Below are 20,399 nucleotides of genomic sequence, written 5' to 3' on the forward strand. Positions count from 1 at the left end.
GCAGGCATTGTGCTATTTCCGCGGGCAGCCGCGAGCTGCAGCCCCGGTGCCTGCGACACCCTGAACCTAAAGAAAGCCAGCATGCGAGTTCTTGCAGCCATGAGCGGCGGCGTTGATTCCGCCGTTGCCGCCGCCCGCGCCGTCGAGGCGGGGCACGACGTCGTCGGCGTCCACCTCGCGCTGTCCCGGATGCCGGGCACCCTGCGAACCGGCAGCCGCGGCTGCTGCACGATCGAGGACTCCCGTGACGCCTGGCGTGCCTGCGACATTCTCGGGATCCCGTACTACGTCTGGGACTTTTCCGAGCGGTTCAAGGAAGATGTGGTCCAGGATTTCATCGATGAGTACGCGGCCGGCCGCACCCCCAATCCGTGCATGCGTTGCAACGAGCGCATCAAGTTCGCCGCCCTGCTGGAGAAGGCTATTGCCCTGGGCTTCGATGCCGTGTGCACCGGCCACTACGCCAAGGTGATCACCGACGCCGACGGCAACCCCGAGCTGCACCGCGCTGCGGACTGGGCCAAGGACCAGAGTTATGTGCTGGGCGTGCTGACCCACGAACAGCTCAAGCACTCGATGTTCCCGCTCGCGGAGACGCCGTCCAAGGCCGAGGTCCGCGCGGAGGCCGAGCGCCGCGGCCTCTCGGTGGCGAACAAGCCCGACAGCCATGACATCTGCTTCATCCCCGACGGCGACACCGCCGGCTGGCTCGCCGAGAAGATCGAAATGTCCACGGGTGACATCGTGGACGAGTCCGGTGCGAAGGTCGGCGAGCATCCGGGCGCAAATGCGTTCACCGTGGGCCAGCGCCGGGGGCTGAAGCTTGGCACCCCGGCCGCGGACGGCAAGCCGCGGTTCGTGCTGGAGATCCGGCCCAAGGAGAACAAGGTGGTGGTGGGCCCGGAGGCGCTGCTCGCCATCGACGAAATCTGCGGCATCAAGGTCTCCTGGGCTGGGCTGCCCATCGCCGAAGTGGCGACGTGCGAGGAATTCGACTGCTACGCCCAGGTCCGTGCCCACGGCGACCCCGTCCCGGCCCGCGCGCACATGGCGGGGGATGAGCTCGTGGTCACCCTCACCGAGCCGCTGCGCGGCGTGGCCCCCGGCCAGACGGTGGTGCTCTACCAGGGCAGCCGCGTGCTGGGCCAGGCCACCATCGATGCCGCGCGCTCGCTGCAGCGGGCCGCGCTCTAGGCGCCCGCCCCACGACTCCAGCGAAGGGTCCCGCCACATGGCGGGGCCCTTCGTCGTGTCGGCCCCACGGCAGAGGGGACTGTGACCCTGCCGAAGATCCGGGCGGAATCCTGAAGAAAATGAGAGAAACCTTCGGATCGTGTAAATTTTGTGTCTCAACTCACAAAATGCAACGTTTCACCGAATGATTGTCTGGTTGAATCTAGGGATCAGCAAAGCGTGCCGCCCGAGGAGTCACTCGTTTCACTTCGGGCTGCGCTAGAACGCATCGAACAGAAAGTTCACAGATGGCAATGAACAAAAAGGCCTGGCAGAGCGTCATCGCGCTGGCCGGGGTTTCCGCCTTTGCACTGACGGCCTGCACAGGGCCGACCGGCGGCGCTGGCGGGTCATCAGCCGCAGCAAGCGGTCCGATCGCCTACGGCACTACGGACAAGGTCACTGCCTTGGATCCGGCGGGCGCGTATGACAACGGTTCGTTCATGGTGATGAACCAGATCTACTCCTTCCTCCTCAACTCGAAGCCCGGCAGCGCAGATCCCGTGCCGGACCTGGCCGAGTCCGCGTCCTTCACCTCGCCGACCGAGTACACGGTCAAGCTCAAGCCGGGCCTCAAGTGGGCCAACGGCCACACGCTCGACTCCAAGGACGTCAAGTTCTCCTTCGACCGGCAGACCAAGATCAACGATCCGGCGGGTCCCGCAAGCCTGCTGACCAACATCGAAAGCATCACCGCCCCCGATGCCAACACCGTGGTCTTCAAGCTGAAGCAGGCGAACGACCAGACCTTTGCTCAGATCCTCAGCAGCCCCGCCGCGCCGATCGTAGACGATGAAGTCTTCCCGGCCGACAAACTGCTTGACGACGACTCGATCGTCAAGGCCAAGGCGTTCTACGGCCAGTACGTGATCGACACGTACAAGAAGAACGAGCTGGTCAGCTTCAAGGCATTCCCTGACTACCAGGGAGTCCTCGGCAAGCCGGCCAACGATGCCGCCACGATCAAGTACTACGCCGACCCCACCAACATGAAGCTGGACATCCAGCAGGGGAACATCGACGTCGCGAACCGCAGCCTGAGCGCCACCGACGTCGATGACCTGAAGAAGGACTCCAAGGTCAAGGTCAACGTTGGCCCCGGCGGCGAAATCCGCTACATCACGTTCAACTACGACACCATGCCGTTCGGCGCGAAGGCTCCGGATGCAGATCCGGCCAAGGCGCTCGCCGTCCGCCAGGCCATCGCGAACCTCGTTGACCGCCAGTCCATCGCGGACCAGGTCTACAAGGGCACCTACCTGCCGCTGTACTCCAACGTTCCCAGCGGTTTCCTCGGCGCCAACGAATCGTTCAAGGACGCATACGGCGACGCCGGCAAGCCGAGCCTGGACAAGGCCAAGAAGGTCCTGGCCGACGCCGGTGTGACGACCCCCGTCTCGATGAACCTGCAGTACAACCCGGACCATTACGGCAAGTCCTCCGGCGACGAGTACGCCATGATCAAGGACCAGCTGGAGAAGTCCGGTTTGTTCAAGGTCAACCTGCAGTCCACGGAATGGGTCACCTACAGCAAGGCCAGCCGCGCCGATGAATACCCCCTGTTCCAGTTTGGCTGGTTCCCGGACTTCAGCGACGCCGACAACTACCTGACCCCGTTCTTCCCGGAGGGCGGCTTCCTGAAGAACCATTACAACAACCCGACCGTCAACGACCTGATCAGCAAGCAGCTCACCACCGTTGATAAGACTGAACGCGAGTCCACGATCAAGGATGCGCAGAATGCCCTCGCCAAGGACATCTCCACGCTTCCGTTGCTCCAGGGCGCGCAGGTTGCCATTTCCGGCAGCGGTGTCAAGGGTGTCGATTCCACCCTCGATGCCTCCTTCAAGTTCCGTTTGGGAACTATTTCCAAGTAAGGCTGCATCCGTGCTGTCCTGACCAGCCTGCGAGGCGGGGCGCCCTCAGGGCGCCCCGCCTTTGCTGGTCATTGCCGCACCCCGCAGTTCACGCCGGCCCGCCCAAGGCCGCGACAGCACAATCTTAGGTACCAATGACAACATTGACTGAGGCGCCGCTAAACGACGCCGACGGACTTCTTCCGTCCAAGAAAAAATCCTCGGGTGGGGGCTTGGGGACCTACATCCTGGTCCGGTTCTTCCTGATCATTCCGACCATTTTCATTTTGGTGACTTTGGTCTTCTTCCTGATGCGGGTCATCGGCGACCCCATCACCGCAGCCCAGGGCGGCAGGCTTCCCCCGGAGGCGCTCGCGCAGCGCATCCACGAAGCCGGCTACGACCGCCCGATCCTCGTGCAGTACCTCGAATACGTTGGCCAGGTGGCGACCGGCAATTTCGGCACCACCATCACCGACCGCCGGCCCGTTGTCGAAATGATCATCACCTTTGGCACGGCAACCCTGGAACTGGCCATCAATGCCCTCATCGTGGCGCTCTTGGTCGGCATCCCGCTCGGGCTCATCTCCGCCTACAAGCGCGATAAGGCGCCCGACGCCGTCCTGCGGTTCTTCGCCATCCTCTGCTACGCCACCCCGGTATTCTTCGCCGGCCTGCTGATGAAGCTGGCCTTCTCCGTCTGGCTCGGCTGGCTGCCCGTTGCAGGACGGGCCTCCACCAGGACCGAACTGGCCATGGGAAGCCTGGCCGCACCGACCGGGATCTACTGGCTGGATGCCTTGCGCAGCGGCAACATGGCCGCGTACGGCGACGTCGCGGCCCATTCAGTCCTCCCCGCACTCACCCTGGGGCTGCTGACGGCAGGGGTCTTCCTGCGGCTGGTCCGCACCAACGTCATCGGCACACTCGGCAAGGACTACGTCGAGGCCGGCAGGTCCCGTGGCGTTAGTAATTACCGCCTCGTGACCAAGCATGCCTACAAACCGGCCCTCATTCCGATCATCACGGTCATGGGGCTCCAGATTGCCCTCCTGCTAGGCGGCGCCGTCCTCACGGAGTCCACCTTCGAGTGGAAGGGCCTCGGCTACCAGCTGGTGCAATACCTGAACGCCCGCGACTTCGTCGCCGTCCAGGGAATCGTCGTAATGCTGGCGGTCATCGTTGCCGTCACGAACTTCATCGTGGACGTCGTCGCAGCCCTGATCGACCCGCGAGTGAGGTACTAGCCATGAATGCAACCAAAGTAAGCGGGCGCAAGCAGCCCCTCTTCTACCGGCTGCCGGTGATCTCGCATTTCCGCTCGAGCGTCGGCCTTCAACGCGGCATGCTCGTCACCGGCCTGGTCCTGTCCGTCGTCTTCCTGCTCGTCGCCGTGTTTGCGCCGTGGATCGCGCCCTACGGGTTTGCCCAGCTCAGCGACGCCGCGGGTCCCTTCCCGACACAGCAGCCCCCCAGCCCGGCGCACATCTGGGGCACCACGGTGGGTGGCTATGACGTCTATTCCCGAGTGCTCTGGGGTGCCCAGACCGCCGCGGTGGTCATCATCGTCGCCGTGGCCATGTCGATCTTCCTCGGCGTAGCCCTCGGCCTTGTCAGCGGGTACTTCGGCGGCTGGCTCGACCGGTTGCTCGTGGTGATCGCCGATGCGATCTACGCTTTCCCGTCCCTGCTGCTGGCCATCGTGATGTCAATCGTCATCAGCCACGGCCAGTCCAGTTTCTGGGGAGGCATTGTTGCCTGCTCCATTTCCATCTCGGTGGTGTTCGTCCCGCAGTACTTCCGCGTCATCCGGGCCGAGACCATACGGCTAAAGGCGGAGCCGTACGTCGAGTCAGCCAAGGTGGTGGGTGCCTCAAGCATTCGCATCATGGGTCGGCACATCTTCAAGAACGCAACCCGCACGCTGCCATTGATTTTCACGTTGAATGCGTCCGAGGCCATCCTGACCCTGGCGGGCCTCGGCTTCCTGGGGTTCGGCATTGAACCGACGTCCGCCGCCGAGTGGGGCTACGACCTGAACAAGGCCATAGCAGACGCCTCCTCGGGCATCTGGTGGACCGGTGTTTACCCCGGTACGGCGATCGTCCTGACCGTGCTTGGGCTGACCCTCGTCGGTGAGAGCATCAACGACCTCAACGATCCCCGCCTGCGGGGCCGCAAGAAGGCTGTGGCAGGCAAGGGCGGACCTGACTCCACCGCCGGTGCCCAGACTGCACTCGAAGCAGAATCGAGAGTTCTATGACCATCAACATCGACAAGCCCGGCCAGGGCGCAGGCCCGGTCCTGGACATCGACCGCCTCAAGGTCACGTTCGCCACTGATGCCGGGGATGTGTACGCCGTCAAAGACGTCAGCCTCCAGGTCAACCCCGGCGAGGTCGTGGCCATCGTTGGCGAATCGGGATCCGGCAAGACTGTGACGGCCAAGACCATCCTGGGGCTCTTGCCGGAGACGGCTATCAGCCAGGGCGCGGTCCTGATCAACGGCAACAACGTCATCAGCGTCAGCGAGGCGAAACTGCGGGAGATCCGGGGCCGCGATGTGGCCATGGTGTTCCAGGAACCATCCACCGCCCTTAACCCGGTCTTCACCGTGGGCTGGCAGATCGCCGAAGGAATCCGGGCGCACGCCGGCACTGGCGGCCGCAGCAAGGTCTCGGCCAAGGAAGCCAAGGCGCGGGCAATTGAAGCCCTCCGCAAAGTGGGCATCCCGGACCCGGAAACGCGGGTCAACTACTACCCGCACCAGTTCTCGGGCGGCCAGAAACAGCGCGTTGTGATTGCCGCAGCGCTGGCCCTGAACCCTGGCCTCATCGTGGCCGACGAGCCGACGACTGCCCTGGACGTCACCGTGCAGGCCGAGATCCTTGAACTGCTGCGGGACCTGCGCGACAACTACGGAACGTCCATCGTGCTGATTACGCACAATATGGGCGTTGTCGCCGACCTCGCCGACCGCGTCGTGGTCATGTACCAGGGCGACGTTGTGGAGGAGGCATCCTCACGGGTGCTCTTCGCCCAGCCCAAGGAGGACTACACCAAGAAGCTCCTCGCCGCTGTCCCGCACCTGGGCCGCAACTCCGCGTCGGAGGGCATGGTGGAACGCGCACACCAGGGCGGCAAAGTGCTGGTTGAGGCCAAGAACCTGACCATCGAGTACCCGGGGCGGCTGGGCAGTCCGGCCTTCAAAGCCGTCGACGGCGTCAGCTTCACCGTGTCCGAAGGCGAAGTTTTCGGTCTCGTGGGGGAGTCGGGTTCCGGCAAAACCACCATCGGCCGGGCGATCGCGGGTCTCAACCGGACCACGGGCGGCAGCCTGAATGTGCTGGGTTACGAAATGCTGAACTTCAAGGAGCGCACCTTCAAGCCGCTCCGCAAGGAGATCGGCTTCGTGTTCCAGGACCCGGCGGCCTCGTTCAACCCGCAGCTGACCATCGGCGACTGCGTGGCGGAACCGCTGATCATCCACTCCAACCCGACCGCGGCTGAGGCGCGCAAGCGGGTCGGCGAGCTGCTCGAGTCAGTGCAGCTGCCGGCGTCGTACGCTGACCGGTTCCCGCACGAACTCTCCGGCGGGCAACGCCAGCGTGCCTCCCTGGCGCGGGCGCTCATCCTGAACCCGAAGCTGCTCATCGCCGATGAGCCGACCTCGGCCCTGGACGTGTCCGTGCAGGCCGTGGTGCTGGAGCTGTTCAAGGAGATCCAGCAGGAGTTCGGCTTCGCGGCGCTGTTCATCAGCCACGACCTCGCCGTGGTGGACATGCTCTCCCATTGGGTCGGCGTGCTCTACAAGGGCAAGATGGTGGAGCAGGGCCTGGGCAACCAGGTGATGGGCAACCCGCAGCACGACTACACGAAGAAACTCATCGCCTCCTTGCCCGTTCCGGACCCCGACGAACAGGCAAGGCGCCGCGAGGCGTTCAAGGCCGTGCTCCACAGCTAACTGCCAGGACCGGGCACCGGCCCGATTCAGCGCGGCCCGATTCAGCGCCGGGCCGATTCAGCGCCGGGCCGGGCTCGTGCAGGACCACTGTCAACTGGGCATGCCCACCGTTCCGCACGAACGGTGGGCATGCCCATTCGGTGGGCAGGCTTTAAGTGACCGGCGGGCGCCTGCAACGACGCTTAACAGCGGGAGGCATTGGCCGCAGTGCCCCTAGACTGGGTCAATGACCGAGCAGAACCTCAATCTTCCTGAAACCGATTCCTACGACCCGGCGGCAAGTTCCCTGGCCGGTTCCGTGGATCCCGCGGTAATGGCGGAGCTGTTGTCGATCCGCTCCAGCATCGACAACATCGATGCCACCCTCGTTTTCCTCCTCGCCGAACGCTTCAAAGCCACCCAGAAGGTCGGCTTCCTCAAGGCCGCGCACAAGCTTCCGGCCGGGGACCCGGGCCGCGAAACGGCGCAGATCGCCCGGCTGCGGCACCTCGCGGCCGAGGCCCACCTGGACCCGGCCTTCGCGGAGAAATTCCTGAACTTCATCATCGGCGAGGTCATCCGCCACCACGAGGCCATCGCCGAAGACCACCAGGCCGCCCAGGCCTCCGGCTCCGCGGACGCCGCCCGCGCCGCAGAGGCCTAGCCATGACCGGAACAGACTCGTCCGCACCGGGCCAAGTGACCGCCACTGGCCTTGGCTCGTGGCCCGGCGAGGAACCGGCCGAGGCCGCCCGCATCATCCGGGGTGAACTCGGCAGCCCGCATCTGCCGTTCCTTGCCGAACTTCCCGACCGCGGCGTCGGCTCCGATGCCCTGGGCCGGACCGCCTCTTTGCTCGTGGAACTCGCCGTCGATGTCCAGCCGCATGGCTGGCGGCTCGTGGACCGTCCAGGCAAGGACCTGCGGCGGGCCAGATCGGCACTGTCTACCGACATCAACATCCTGGCGGACGTCATCGGGGCCGAGGAAGCGCCGTCGGAGGATATCAAGATCCAGCTGCGCGGGCCGCTCAGTCTTGCCGCGGGCCTGCACCTGCACAACGGGGAGCGGGCACTGCTCGACTACGGCGCCCGTCGCGAGATTGCGGCCTCGCTGGCAGCGGGCGTGGCCGGCTACCTCAAGCGGGTGGCAGAGGCTGCCCCCGGTGTCCGCATCGTGGTCCAGATCGACGAACCGGAGATTGCGTCCGTGCTGGCCGGCACCATTCCCACTTCCAGTGGTTACCGGACCCTGCGCTCGGTGCCGGGCCGGGAGGTCACCGAGTCCTGGCAATTGGTAATCGATGCGCTCCGGGCAGCGGGCGCCTTCGAAACCGTCGTGGCCGTCTCCGAGGTCGAGGCGCCCTTCGAGCGGATCCTGGCGGCAGGCGCCGATGGAATCGCCGTGCCGCTTCGGGCCCTGACCTCGCGCCAGTGGGAACAACTCGCGGGCGCGGTGGAGGCCGGCAAGCGGCTCTGGGCCGGCGCGCTGGACGTGGCTGATCCCGCCGCGAGGCTGCCGCGGGTCGGCGACGTCGTGGAAAACGTGTGGCGCCCGTGGCGGCAGTTGGGTCTTCCGGCGTCCACGCTGGGGGCGTTGCGGGTCACGCCGTCGGAGGGTCTGGCGCGGCACTCACCGGCCGCGGCGACGGCGGTCCTGACCCGGCTGACCCAGGTGGCGGACGGCCTCAACCAGCTGGCCCTCGGCTAGCGCAGCCGCCAGGACTGCCGGGGCGGCCGGTGTCCCGACTCAGACCCTGCTCTCCCAGCCGTCCGGACGGGCGTGCCCGGGAAGGTAGCCCGGCGTCGCAACACCGCCGGGGTAGGGCTCGAGCCGGTAGTCGAAATGGCCGGCGTACACCAACACCAGGCCGAGCTGGGGCTGGATCACCTTGACCTGGATCCGGTGCCGCCCGCCGTCCTGCGGTTCCCACCACTGCTCGGCGTAGGCTTTGGCGTCGAGGGCGGCCGGCAGCGGTATCCGGAGAGGTCCCAGAAACAGCCGGGACGCCTCGGACACACCGCGGAGCCGGCCCTCTGGCGTGACGCTGAGATTGAGGTCAGTGGCGAGCCGCCGGAACCTGCCCACGTAGTCCACCAGCCCCTGCCTGCGCCCGGAGTCGTCAAAACTGGTGGTGTCGTGGAACAGCCGGGTGGTTCCGGGGAAGAAGATTTCCCGCCGGGCCGTCAGGCTTGACCTACCGAACGGGTCCAGATGGGCGTGGTTCTCGATCCGGAAGGGGATGCCCTCGCCATATTCAGGGAAGAAGGCCTGCTCGCCGGTGGTGAGCCGGAGCAGGGGACGCAGCCACGCCTGCCGGCAGCCGACGACGTCGAAGACCCCCTCGCCGACGCCGTAGTGGCCGGACCCCGGTGCCAAGGCGAAGTATTCTTGAAGCTCCGGCTGCAACCGGTCAAAGTCGCGGCCTAGGGCGCGCTCGTAGATGGGGGTGTTCACGGGTTCCTCCTGCGGTCCGGGCCGGTTCACGGGGCCTGTCCACAGCATGCAGGACAACGCGGCAATTGTCACAGCGTCCTGTGCATCGGCGGGGCTCCGGGGTCGATGGCAGGCCCGCCTGCGCCATGCCGGTGGGCCGCCCGATACGACAAAGCCAATTCAATGGGGGAATATATAACTATGAAGGCACGCATTCTGGTAGTGGATGATGACGAGGCGCTCGCCGAGATGATCGGTATTGTGCTGCGCAATGACGGATTCGAACCCGTCTTCTGCGCGGACGGCGGACAGGCGCTGGACGTGTTCCGCGCCTCCAAACCGGACCTCGTCCTGCTCGACCTCATGCTTCCGGGAATGGACGGCATTGAGGTCTGCCGCCAGGTCCGTGCCGAGTCTGATGTCCCCATCGTGATGCTCACCGCCAAGTCGGATACTTCCGACGTGGTCCGCGGTCTCGAGTCCGGGGCCGATGACTATGTGCCCAAGCCGTTCAAGCCCGCCGAGCTCGTCGCCCGGGTCCGGGCCCGGCTCCGTCCGGGTGACCAGAAAGCCCCGGAAACCCTGCGGATCGCGGACGTCACCATCGACGTGGCCGGCCACCTGGTCAGCCGGGGCAACGACCGGATCTCCTTGACGCCGCTGGAGTTCGACCTCCTGGTCGCACTCGCCCGCAAGCCGTGGCAGGTGTTCACGCGCGAACTGCTCCTGGAGCAGGTCTGGGGCTACCGGCACGCTGCCGACACACGGCTGGTCAATGTCCATGTCCAGCGGCTGAGGTCCAAGATTGAACGTGACCCCGAAGCCCCCGAAGTTGTATTGACGGTCCGTGGTGTCGGCTATAAAGCAGGTTCCTGAGCCTGCGGACCGCGGTGTCCGGCAGGCCATAGCCACGGACACGACGCAGGCCATAGCCACGGACACCGCGCCGGACAGGCCTGACACGGTGCCGGACATGACGCCTGATAGGGCGCCGGCAGAGTCATCCGCGGCGTCAACCGCAAAGTCAACGGCAGAGCCCTCCGCACCGCGCGGGCCCGGAAAGCCGCCGGCCGGCGGCGGGCCGGGCCTATGGCGCGGATACGCCTTCCGGACCCGGTTGTGGGCAAAACGCGCGAGGATCGTTGGCGTCCGGGTGGCGCGGCTGGTCCGCACCGGGATGCAGCGTCTCTTGCCCGGCATCCGGTACCTGCTCCGGGCGGTGCACCGGAAGTGGCGGCGTTCCCTGCAGTTCCGGACCGTCCTGACCACGCTGCTTCTGGCCATCGGTTCGTTCGCGGTGGTGGGCGCTTACCTGTCCAACCAGATCGCCAACAACCTGTTCCAGGAACGGCTCGCTCAGGCCGAATCGGAGACGCGCTACAACGTCAAGCAGGTCCAGGACACGTTCGACGGCGCCCAGGTCACCGACCAATCCAGCGTCATCACCCTGGTCTACGACACCCTGAACGCGGTCGAAGGCCGCGGATCCGTGATCCAGCGGCGCTACGTCTTCGAGGCAATGCCGGAGCAGACCAAGCCGCGCAACCGTTGGGTTGAATCCCGGGCCTCGGACCAACTCACCATCGGCGTCATCCCTCCGGAGCTGCGCAAGGCCGTGCAGGACTCGGGCAAGGACCAGTACTGGGCGTCCACGCAGTTCCCCGTGGGGACCGAGGACCGGCCCGGCATCGCCGTCGGCAACAAGGTGACCTTCAACGGCACCGTCTACGAGCTCTACCTCATCTATGACCTCAACACGGCGCAGAAGACGCTGGACGAGATCCAGAATGTCCTGCTGGCCGGCGGTGCCCTACTGGTGCTCATGATCGGCGGTGTCGCCTGGTACGTCACGCGCAACGTGGTCAGCCCGGTCAGCCATGCCGCCGTCGTCTCGGAGAAGCTCGCGGCCGGCCAGCTGCAGGAGCGCATGGTGGTCAAGGGTGAGGACGAGGTTGCCCGGCTTGGTGCCTCGTTCAACCACATGGCCGCAAGCCTCCAGGAACAAATCACCCAGCTGGCCACGCTCTCGCAAATGCAGCAGCGGTTCGTCTCGGATGTATCCCACGAGCTCCGCACCCCGCTCACCACCGTGCGCATGGCCGCGGAAGTCCTCTATGACGCCCGCGGGGACTTCGATCCCATCAACAAGCGGTCCGCGGAGCTGCTCTACAACCAGGTGGAACGCTTCCAGTCGCTCCTGGCGGACCTGCTGGAAATCTCCCGCTTTGACGCCGGCGCAGCCACCCTCGACGCCGAACCCACGGACATTGTGCAGCTCGTCGCGCACGTCATTGAGGGCGTGGCTCCGGTAGCCGCCGAATACGGGTCCGCCGTCACCCTCAACGCCCCGGCCGGCAGCGTCGTCGTCGACATGGACGACCGCAGGATCGACCGAATCCTGCGCAACCTGATCCTGAACGCCCTCGAACACGGCGAGGGCCGGCCGGTGAACGTCTCCGTGGCCGCCAGCGACACCGCGGTGGCCGTGGCCGTACGGGATCACGGCATCGGCATGGCACCGGCTGAGGCGGCGCGCGTCTTCGACCGGTTCTGGCGCGCCGATCCAGCCCGTGCCCGCACCACTGGCGGCAGCGGGCTGGGGCTGTCCATCGCCGCCGAGGACACCAAGCTCCACGACGGCTGGCTGCAGGCCTGGGGGAGCAAGGGCCACGGGTCCAACTTCCTCCTGACCCTTCCGCTGCGCCGGGACGAGCCCATCACCAAGTCCCCGCTCCAGCTTGAGCCGGTCAACGTCGGGCTCCCGGTGGCAGGCAGCCAGCGGACCGTGGTCCTGCTGGACCCGCCGCGGACCGGGGAAGCGCCGGCCAGCGCATCCGGGGCCCGCGGGACCATGGCCGACGGTTTCACTGAGGACTTTGCTGAGGACTTCACTGGGGACTTTACGGGCGACGGCGGCAGTGGCGCCGTCGGCGGGGCAACCGCGGAGGGCGGCTCGGCCGGCCACCGGGAAACCGGGATGGAGGGCAGGGCATGAGTGGGGTTCCGGGCAAGTTCACCCGCGTGGGGGCCGCGCTGCTGGCACTCGTCCTGCTCCTGCTGACCTCCTGCGCCCAGATTCCGCGCTCGGGGCCGGTGGGCAAGAGCACCGATGAGAGCGCGGGAAACCCCAACGCCCCGGTCTTCTTCCCGGCCGCACCGCGTCCCGGCGCGGGACCCGAAGCAGTGATCGAGGACTTCTACCTGGCCGGCAGCGGCTACGAGGACGACTACGCCGTGGCCCGGCAGTACCTCACCCAGGCCTCATCGGTGACGTGGAAGCCGGACCAACGGGCGCTCGTCTTCCGGAAGGCCGCAGTGGTGGCCACCGGCGTCGAAAACGTCTTCAACTACCAGCTCGACGTCGCCTATTCGGTGGACGCCGACGGCGTGGCCACGCAGCTTCCGGAGGGCACTACGGAAAACATCCCCGTCACCCTGACCCAGGTGGACGGCGAGTGGCGAATCTCCGATCTTCCGGACGGCACGGCCATTCCGGAAGAGACGTTCAAGGTCATCTACGGCGCCTACCCGATTTACTTCTACGACCCCACATTCACGTACGCCGTGCCCGATGTCCGGTGGTTCATCCGGAAGAAGACCGTCAAGGCCATGACGAGCGCCCTCCTGGGCGGCCCCGCCCCCTACCTCAAGGGCGCCGTCGTCAGCGCGTTCCCCTCGGGCATCAAGCTGGCCCGCGAGTCCGTGCCCGTGGTCTCCGGAGCCGCCCAGGTGGATCTCACCGCCAAGGACCTGGTCGACGCCTCCAACGAGGACCGGCTACGGATGCAGACGCAGCTGGCCCTGACGTTCCGCAGCCAGCCGGATGTCATCAATGTGGAGCTCCGGGCCAATCAGGATCTGGTGCGCGTCGAAGACAACGGCACGGTCCTGCCCCCGGTCCGGGACGAAAGCGTCCCCGCCTACCAGATCGCCGTCAGCAACCATGACCTGGTCCGGTACGAGAACAACAGGCTGTCACCGCTGCCGGACATCCGGTCCGTCGCGGCCCTGTCACCGCGGGCGCCGGCGGAGTCGACCGAGTCGCAGGCCGCCGCGTTCCTCAACGCCGCCCGCACCACGATGTACTCGATCGTTCCGGGCCAGCCCGCCAGGGCACTGACCACGCGGGCTACGCTGTCCCGGCCTTCGTTTGGCCGCTACGACTGGGTCTGGACCGCCGGGCCGGGTGCCGGCGGCGCCACCGAGGTGGTGGCCTACCGGCCGGTCGGTGTGGCGGAGAAAGCCAGCGTACCCACCGTCACCCTGTCGCCGGCATGGCTCGCCGGCCGGACCGTCAAGGAGTTCCGGATTTCCCGGGACGGCACGCGTGCCCTTGTTATTTCGGAGCAGAAAGGCAAGAGCAAAGTCCAGATCACCGGGATCATCCGGAACGCGGACGGCACCCCGAGGGACCTGACCCCGCCCCTGACCCTCCTGACTCCGCGGAATCCGGACCAAGGGGTCTGGGTGGATGACACCACGGTGGCGGTCATGAAAGCTTCCGCCAGCGATGCCGTCACGCCCGAGTTGTTGTCCTTGGGCTCGGCGCAGCCGCAGCAGCTGGCGCCGTGGCCCGGGCTGACGGCCCTCAGCGCAGGCAACGGGACATCCGAGATCTACGGCCAGTCCGCCGAAGGAATCTTCCAGCGGCTGGGCAACGGGTGGTCACCGCAGCTCAAGGGCCCCACCGACCCGTCCTTCCCGGGCTGACCCACGGGCCTTCGGGCGACGGCGGTGGGTCGGTTTCGGCGGCGCTATCCGCAACCGCCGGACCGTCCGGGCCGGCGAGGGCGCGGCCGGTGAGGGCGCCGGAGGCGTGTTGTCCACTAGCGGTTTGTCCACATAACCGCCCGCGGGGCTACCACCGGGGGCGCCCCCGGTCCAGGATCGGAGAATGAACAGCCACACGGGTCAGGACGCCAGCCGGGCGCGGCAGGCCGCGGATCCGGACCTTGCCCCGGCCGCAGCGACAGCGGCGCGACACCGCGGCAGCTACGCGCGGCCCCTGGCGAGATTGTGCGAGCTGACGGTCGAGTCAGCGGCAGAGGTGCTCGCCCTGGCCATTCCGGTGGACTGCGCCTGCTGCGGGGCGGAGGACTTGGCGCTCTGCGGCGCGTGCGCCCGGAAGCTCCGCCTGCTGACGCTGAGGCCTTTCCGGGCGGAGGCCCAGGCTCCGGCCCTGATGGACATGGACGGGTCCGTGCTGCTGCCCGTAGTGGCCGCCGGGGCGTACCGGGCCGAGCTGGCGCAGTGCCTGCTGTCCTTCAAAAGCCATGGGCAGGCCCGGCTGGGCGCCGAGCTGGCCCGGGCCCTGGCGCGAGCCCTCCACGCCGCGGCCGGTCCGGCGCAGGGACTCGTCCTCGTCCCCGTGCCCACGAGCGCCGCCGCATTCCGCAAGCGGGGTTTCAGTCCCGTCCACCTCCTGCTCCGTCGGCTCGCCCGCGGCGATGCACTCCCAGGGTTCACGGTTGCGGACGTTTTGCGGAAAACGGTGCAGTCCGCGCGGAGCCGCATGCCCCCGGTGTTGCCCCTGTTGGACCGGTTGCGGGGCGGCCCGAAAGGAGACCTTTACCTGTCCGGCGGGCAGAAAGGACTGGGCCGGGGTGCCCGCGCGCGGCGCGTACGCGGATCCATGCGGGCCAGGTCCGGCCCGTGGCCTGCTCGACTCGAAGGACGTCCCTGCATCATCGTCGATGACGTGCTGACCACCGGTGCCACCTTGGCGGAGGCGGCCCGTGCGCTTCGGGCCGCAGGGGCCGTTGTCAGTGGCGCCGTGGTGGTGGCCGCGACACGCCCGCCGGCCATTTCCGACGTCGACGCCGCCAGCCGCGCGGTCGCGCGCGGGGAACGGCGGGACGCAAAAAAATAAACCGTAAAAGGATGAATAACAGGTGTCTATGAACTAACGTCGAAGATGGGTACCAAGAACAGATGTACCTGTCGATAGCGGCTCGGAAAGGGGCTCGACTGTCAGTCAGATCGGCCCCGGGAAGTACCGCCGTCGTGTCACCGAAGTCATTTGGAGGGCACCATGGAGTTCATGATCAGCGGACGCAACTTGACGGTCTCAGACCGGTTCCGCGAGTATGCCGACGACAAGATCTCAAAGATCGCGTCGTTGGGAGACAAGGTCCAGAGGGTAGACGCGAAGGTCACCAAAGAGACCAAAGCCCGCCAGACCGCCGAATCGCTCACGGTTGAGTTGACAGTCCTGGGGCGCGGTCCAGTAATCCGCGCAGAAGCGAGTGCCGCCGACAAGTTCGCTGCGTTCGATCTCGCTTACAACAAGCTTCTTGAACGCCTGCGCAGGGCTAGGGACCGCAGAAAGGTCCACCACGGCCGGCACACCCCGAAGTCCGTCACCGAGGCGACGGCAGCCTTGGAGCCGGCCAGCCCCAGCGAACCTCTCTACGTGGAGGCGGCGCAGCAGCAGCAGACCCAAGTGCCGGCGGCAGCGAAGTCGCCGTACGATGTCGAGAACGATATTCCGGCCGGCGATTCGCCCGTGCTGATCCGCCGGAAGGTCTTCCCCGCGGCCCAGCTCACTCTCGATGACGCCGTCGACAACATGGAACTTGTGGGTCACGACTTCTACCTTTTCGTGGACAAGGAGACCAAGGCGCCGTCGGTTGTGTATCGCCGTGACGGCTGGACCTATGGGGTCATCTCCCTGGACCAGACGTGCGAGCCCGGACATTCGACTCTGGAAGAGAAAATCCTGGCCTACCGTTCAGAGGATGAGCCCGCCAGCGCATAAGCTGGTGCAGACTTTTCCGACGAAGGGACTAACGTGCAAGCATCGCTGAGCCTGGCACAGGCACGGCGGATCGCGTTGGCAGCCCAGGGATTGGACAAGGAACGGCCCGCCGGACCCGTGAGCGCACGGACGGTGGGCCGTACCTTTGCCCGGCTGCACCTGGTTCAGATCGACTCCGTCAATGTGGTCTCCCGCAGCCACTTCCTGCCGTTCTTCTCGCGGCTCGGCAACTACGATCGCGCCATCCTCCAACGCATGGCGGGGACCCACCCGCGCCGGATGATGGAGTACTGGGCCCACGAAGCCTGCTTCATCCGGCCGGACCACTTCTACGACCTTGTGCAGTGGCAGAGCCGCAAATGGGTGGGCGCGCACAGCATGGACCCCGAACTGCGCCACGGGGTGGCGGCCAAGGTGCTGGAAACCCTGGCCGCGGGGAAACCGATGACCGCCGCCGAACTGACAGCCCGGCTCGGCCACGTGGAGGATCAGCAGCGGGAGAACTGGGGCTGGAACTGGAACGCCGTCAAAAGGGTGCTGGAACATCTCTTCGAGGAGGGACTTGTCTCGGCATCCTCGCGGACCGAATCCTTCGAACGGCGCTACACCCTCACTTCCAAGGTGCTCCCCGGACCGGGCGCGGAAGCGCCGGCACCCGAACCGGACGCGGGCGCCGCGATGGACCGGCTGATCGACGCCGCGGCCCAGGCCCACGGTATTGGGACCGTGCGGTGCTTCGCGGACTATTTCCGGACACCGCAGAAAGCAGCCGCGGTGGCAGTCCGGAACCTTGTGGACAGCGGCCGGCTGGAACCGGTCACGGTGGCCGGCTGGGACCGGCCCCTGTACCGTCACGCGGAGGCGAAACTTCCGCGCTCAGCCAGCGGCCGGGCACTCCTGAGCCCTTTCGACTCCTTGGTGTTCGAACGCCGTCGGCTCGAGGAGCTCTTCGGGTTCCACTTCCGGATCGAGATCTACACGCCAGAGCCGAAGCGGAGGTACGGCTACTACGTGCTGCCGTTCCTGCTCCGCGACGCGATCGTTGCCCGAGTGGACCTCAAAGCGGACCGGGCCGGCGGCTGGCTCCTGGCACGGGCCGCCCATGCGGAATCCGGCGCCCCGGGGGACACCGCCGTCGAACTCGCCGCGGAACTGCAGCTCATGGCAGAGTGGCTGGGACTGGACGGTGTAGTTGTCTCGCCAACGGGGAACCTCGCGCCGGCGCTCGCCGAAGCCGTGGCCGCCCGGCAATCGCACTATCCGCTGTGAGGGAACAGGCGCCACCGGCCCTGCGTCTCTCCCGTAGACTAAACACGCCAGAATTCGGCAGCTTGAGACTGGGAGCAACTTCACGTGGCAACACTTATCGAAAAACTTCTCCGCACGGGTGACAAAAAAACCCTGAGGCAACTGCGGAACTATGCCGATTCCATTAATGCCCTGGAGAGCTCCTTCCAGACCTTCACGGATGCCGAGCTTCGCGAAGAAACTGACCGTCTGCGCGAACGCCACCAGGCAGGCGAGAAGCTGGACGATCTGCTGCCCGAAGCCTTCGCCGCCGTCCGCGAAGCCTCCTCCCGTACCCTCGGCATGCGCCACTTCGATGTCCAGCTCATGGGCGGCGCCGCCCTGCACCTGGGCAACATCGCCGAAATGAAGACTGGTGAAGGCAAGACCCTGGTGGCCACCGCTCCGGCCTACCTCAACGCCCTCGCCGGCAAGGGCGTCCACGTCATCACCGTGAACGACTACCTCGCCGAATACCAGTCTGACCTCATGGGCCGCGTCTACCGCTTCCTCGGCCTGAGCAGCGGCTGCATCCTGTCAAACCAGGATCCTGCGCTGCGCCGCGAGCAGTACGCCGCGGACATCACCTACGGCACCAACAACGAATTCGGCTTCGACTACCTGCGCGACAACATGGCGTGGGACAAGTCCGAACTCGTCCAGCGCGGCCACCACTTCGCCGTCGTCGACGAAGTGGACTCCATCCTCATCGACGAGGCCCGCACCCCGCTCATCATCTCCGGCCCGGCCCAGGGCGACACCAACCGCTGGTACAGCGAATTCGCCAAGGTGGTCACGCGCCTGCACGCCGAGACCGACTACGAGGTCGACGAGAAGAAGCGCACCGTCGGTGTCCTCGAGGCCGGCATTGAAAAGGTCGAGGACTACCTCGGCATCCACAATCTTTACGAGTCCGCCAACACCCCCCTGATCGGCTTCCTGAACAACGCCATCAAGGCCAAGGAACTGTTTAAGCGCGACAAGGACTACGTCATCCTCGACGGCGAGGTGCTGATCGTCGATGAGCACACCGGCCGCATCCTCGCCGGCCGCCGCTACAACGAGGGCATGCACCAGGCCATCGAAGCCAAGGAAGGCGTCGAGATCAAGGCCGAGAACCAGACGCTCGCCACCGTCACGCTGCAGAACTACTTCCGCATGTACGACAAGCTCGCGGGCATGACCGGCACGGCCGAGACCGAGGCCGCCGAGTTCATGAGCACCTACAAGCTCGGCGTCGTTGCCATCCCCACCAACCGCGACATGACCCGGATCGACCAGGCCGACCTCGTCTACAAAAACGAGGCCGTCAAGTTCGATGCCGTAGTCAAGGACATCGCTGAACGCCACGAAAAGGGCCAGCCCGTTCTCGTCGGCACCACCAGCGTTGAGAAGAGCGAATACCTCTCCCAGCTTCTGGCCAAGGAAGGCGTCCGGCATGAGGTCCTGAACGCTAAGAACCACGCCCGGGAAGCCTCCATCGTCGCCCAGGCCGGCCGCAAGGGCGCTGTCACCGTCGCGACCAACATGGCCGGCCGCGGTACCGACATCATGCTGGGTGGCAACGCCGAGTTCACCGCCGTCGCCCAACTGGCCAAGCGGGGCCTCGACCCGGAGGAAAACTCCGAGGAGTACGAGGCCGCATGGCCCGAGGCGTTCGAGTCAGCCAAGCAGGCCGTCAAGGACGAGCACGAGGAAGTCCTGAACCTGGGCGGACTCTACGTGCTCGGCACCGAACGGCACGAGTCCCGCCGCATTGACAACCAGCTCCGGGGCCGTTCCGGACGCCAGGGCGACCCTGGCGAGTCCCGGTTCTACCTCTCGCTGACCGATGACCTGATGCGCCTGTTCAACTCCGGCGCGGCCGAGCGGCTCATGAACAGCTCGGTGCCGGACGACGTCGCCCTCGAATCCAAGCTCGTCTCGCGGGCCATCGCCTCGGCCCAGGGCCAGGTGGAAGGCCGCAACGCCGAACAGCGCAAGAACGTGCTGAAGTACGACGACGTCCTGAACCGCCAGCGCGAGGCAATCTACGGTGACCGGCGCCGCATCCTCGAAGGCGACGACCTCCACGAGAAGGTCCAGTACTTCCTGGAAGACACCATCAACGCCTCCATCGACCAGGCCACGGCCGAGGGCACCGGGGATGACTGGGACTTCAACCTCCTCTGGTCCAATCTCAAGACCCTCTACCCTGTGAGCTTCACCCCCCGCGACGTCATTGACGAGGCCGGCGGCAAGTCCCGGGTCACCGTCGACTTCCTCCGGGAAGAAATCCTCTCCGATGCCCGTCTGGTCTACCAGGCCAGGGAGCAGGCGATCGGTTCTGAGAGCATGCGCGAACTGGAGCGCCGGGTGGTCCTGTCCGTCATCGGGCGGAAGTGGCAGGAACACCTCTACGAGATGGACTACCTCAAGGAGGGCATCGGGCTGCGGGCCATGGCCCAGCGCGACCCCCTGGTGGAGTACCAGCGCGAGGGCTTCATCATGTTCCAGGCAATGATGGAGGCGATCCGTGAGGAGAGCGTCGGCTTCCTGTTCAACCTCGACGTCGAAGTGACTCCGGCAGAGGATGTTGTGGTGGCGGACGCCGAAGGCCAGCACACCGAACACCACGAGCCGCAGATCCATGCCGCCGGACTCGAGGCCCCCGAGAAGCCCGCGCAGCTGCAGTACACCGCCCCAGGCGAAGACGGTGCCGCCCAGACCCGGATCGAAGCGAAGGGCACCGGACGCTCGGGAAACCCGGCCAAGGCCGCGGCGCAGGACATCGGCCGCCGCACAGCGAAGAAGAAGCGGCGCTAGGCACCACGCCAACGTACGGGAGGACCGGAGCAATCGCTCCGGTCCTCCCTGTTTGCGCCTCCTTTCCCTGACAGGCCGGGCCC

At 66.3% G+C, this 20,399-nt stretch carries 15 protein-coding genes; 14 read left to right on the forward strand and 1 reads right to left on the reverse strand.

All coding sequences use genetic code 11. From position 1 onward, the window contains the following. The first annotated feature begins 81 nt into the window (after positions 1 to 81). The 7 genes from mnmA to M2428_RS01350 all read left to right on the forward strand — a co-directional run bounded on the left by mnmA (position 82) and on the right by M2428_RS01350 (position 8,741). Positions 82 to 1,194: a tRNA 2-thiouridine(34) synthase MnmA gene (gene mnmA / locus M2428_RS01320; RefSeq protein WP_277522779.1), complete on the forward strand. Its 1,113-nt coding sequence runs from the start codon at positions 82 to 84 to the stop codon at positions 1,192 to 1,194. Between the two features lie 287 nt (positions 1,195 to 1,481). Next, positions 1,482 to 3,110, forward strand: a complete 1,629-nt coding sequence (locus M2428_RS01325; protein ID WP_229993179.1) for an ABC transporter substrate-binding protein — start codon at positions 1,482 to 1,484, stop codon at positions 3,108 to 3,110. Between the two features lie 134 nt (positions 3,111 to 3,244). After that, positions 3,245 to 4,336 (forward strand): ABC transporter permease, encoded by a 1,092-nt coding sequence (locus M2428_RS01330; RefSeq protein ID WP_277522781.1) that lies wholly within the window; start codon positions 3,245 to 3,247, stop codon positions 4,334 to 4,336. A 2-nt stretch (positions 4,337 to 4,338) separates the two neighbouring features. Further along, on the forward strand, positions 4,339 to 5,352 hold the full coding sequence (locus M2428_RS01335; RefSeq protein ID WP_277522783.1) for an ABC transporter permease: 1,014 nt from the start codon (positions 4,339 to 4,341) through the stop codon (positions 5,350 to 5,352). Beyond that, positions 5,349 to 7,052, forward strand: coding sequence for an ABC transporter ATP-binding protein (locus M2428_RS01340; protein ID WP_277522784.1), 1,704 nt, complete (start codon positions 5,349 to 5,351; stop codon positions 7,050 to 7,052). The genes M2428_RS01335 and M2428_RS01340 overlap by 4 nt, the downstream gene beginning before the upstream one ends. Before the next feature lie 226 nt (positions 7,053 to 7,278). After that, positions 7,279 to 7,695: a chorismate mutase gene (locus M2428_RS01345; RefSeq protein WP_277522786.1), complete on the forward strand. Its 417-nt coding sequence runs from the start codon at positions 7,279 to 7,281 to the stop codon at positions 7,693 to 7,695. 2 nt (positions 7,696 to 7,697) lie between these two features. After that, positions 7,698 to 8,741 carry a hypothetical protein gene (locus M2428_RS01350; protein ID WP_277522788.1) on the forward strand — a complete coding sequence of 348 codons (1,044 nt, stop codon included), beginning with the start codon at positions 7,698 to 7,700 and terminating at the stop codon, positions 8,739 to 8,741. A gap of 39 nt (positions 8,742 to 8,780) precedes the next feature. Here M2428_RS01350 and M2428_RS01355 read toward each other — a convergent pair whose 3' ends face one another. Continuing rightward, on the reverse strand, positions 8,781 to 9,488 hold the full coding sequence (locus tag M2428_RS01355) for a DUF4166 domain-containing protein (protein WP_277522790.1): 708 nt from the start codon (positions 9,486 to 9,488) through the stop codon (positions 8,781 to 8,783). Between the two features lie 180 nt (positions 9,489 to 9,668). On the opposite strand from M2428_RS01355, the gene mtrA reads away from it, so the two are divergent. The 7 genes from mtrA (at position 9,669) to secA (ending at position 20,316) form a co-directional block, all read left to right on the forward strand. Further along, positions 9,669 to 10,343 (forward strand): MtrAB system response regulator MtrA, encoded by a 675-nt coding sequence (gene mtrA / locus M2428_RS01360; RefSeq protein ID WP_277522792.1) that lies wholly within the window; start codon positions 9,669 to 9,671, stop codon positions 10,341 to 10,343. A gap of 301 nt (positions 10,344 to 10,644) precedes the next feature. Then, positions 10,645 to 12,462, forward strand: a complete 1,818-nt coding sequence (gene mtrB / locus M2428_RS01365) for an MtrAB system histidine kinase MtrB (RefSeq protein WP_277523573.1) — start codon at positions 10,645 to 10,647, stop codon at positions 12,460 to 12,462. Beyond that, the gene (locus M2428_RS01370; protein ID WP_277522795.1) at positions 12,459 to 14,177 is read left to right on the forward strand and encodes an LpqB family beta-propeller domain-containing protein; all 1,719 of its coding nucleotides are present in this window, start codon (positions 12,459 to 12,461) and stop codon (positions 14,175 to 14,177) included. The genes mtrB and M2428_RS01370 overlap by 4 nt, the downstream gene beginning before the upstream one ends. 184 nt (positions 14,178 to 14,361) lie before the next feature. Continuing rightward, positions 14,362 to 15,336: a phosphoribosyltransferase family protein gene (locus M2428_RS01375; RefSeq protein WP_277522797.1), complete on the forward strand. Its 975-nt coding sequence runs from the start codon at positions 14,362 to 14,364 to the stop codon at positions 15,334 to 15,336. 162 nt (positions 15,337 to 15,498) lie between these two features. Beyond that, positions 15,499 to 16,224 (forward strand): ribosome-associated translation inhibitor RaiA, encoded by a 726-nt coding sequence (raiA, locus tag M2428_RS01380; RefSeq protein WP_277522799.1) that lies wholly within the window; start codon positions 15,499 to 15,501, stop codon positions 16,222 to 16,224. Positions 16,225 to 16,257: 33 nt separating this feature from the next. Further along, on the forward strand, positions 16,258 to 17,493 hold the full coding sequence (locus M2428_RS01385; protein ID WP_277522802.1) for a crosslink repair DNA glycosylase YcaQ family protein: 1,236 nt from the start codon (positions 16,258 to 16,260) through the stop codon (positions 17,491 to 17,493). Positions 17,494 to 17,577: 84 nt separating this feature from the next. Continuing rightward, positions 17,578 to 20,316: a preprotein translocase subunit SecA gene (gene secA / locus M2428_RS01390; RefSeq protein WP_277522804.1), complete on the forward strand. Its 2,739-nt coding sequence runs from the start codon at positions 17,578 to 17,580 to the stop codon at positions 20,314 to 20,316. The last annotated feature ends 83 nt before the right edge of the window (positions 20,317 to 20,399 follow it).

This window comes from Arthrobacter sp. ES3-54 (genome assembly GCF_029504395.1).
Classification (GTDB): Bacteria; Actinomycetota; Actinomycetes; order Actinomycetales; family Micrococcaceae; genus Arthrobacter.

Excerpts from the sequence above, each read along its gene's own strand:
- M2428_RS01330 (WP_277522781.1), top strand. The coding sequence starts at position 3,245 with ATGACAACATTGACTGAGGCGCCGCTAAACGACGCCGACGGACTTCTT.
- raiA (WP_277522799.1), top strand. The coding sequence starts at position 15,499 with ATGGAGTTCATGATCAGCGGACGCAACTTGACGGTCTCAGACCGGTTC.
- M2428_RS01325 (WP_229993179.1), top strand. The coding sequence starts at position 1,482 with ATGGCAATGAACAAAAAGGCCTGGCAGAGCGTCATCGCGCTGGCCGGG.
- M2428_RS01335 (WP_277522783.1), top strand. The coding sequence starts at position 4,339 with ATGAATGCAACCAAAGTAAGCGGGCGCAAGCAGCCCCTCTTCTACCGG.
- M2428_RS01340 (WP_277522784.1), top strand. The coding sequence starts at position 5,349 with ATGACCATCAACATCGACAAGCCCGGCCAGGGCGCAGGCCCGGTCCTG.
- M2428_RS01350 (WP_277522788.1), top strand. The coding sequence starts at position 7,698 with ATGACCGGAACAGACTCGTCCGCACCGGGCCAAGTGACCGCCACTGGC.
- M2428_RS01345 (WP_277522786.1), top strand. The coding sequence starts at position 7,279 with ATGACCGAGCAGAACCTCAATCTTCCTGAAACCGATTCCTACGACCCG.
- M2428_RS01370 (WP_277522795.1), top strand. The coding sequence starts at position 12,459 with ATGAGTGGGGTTCCGGGCAAGTTCACCCGCGTGGGGGCCGCGCTGCTG.
- mtrB (WP_277523573.1), top strand. The coding sequence starts at position 10,645 with ATGCAGCGTCTCTTGCCCGGCATCCGGTACCTGCTCCGGGCGGTGCAC.
- mnmA (WP_277522779.1), top strand. The coding sequence starts at position 82 with ATGCGAGTTCTTGCAGCCATGAGCGGCGGCGTTGATTCCGCCGTTGCC.
- mtrA (WP_277522792.1), top strand. The coding sequence starts at position 9,669 with ATGAAGGCACGCATTCTGGTAGTGGATGATGACGAGGCGCTCGCCGAG.
- M2428_RS01375 (WP_277522797.1), top strand. The coding sequence starts at position 14,362 with ATGAACAGCCACACGGGTCAGGACGCCAGCCGGGCGCGGCAGGCCGCG.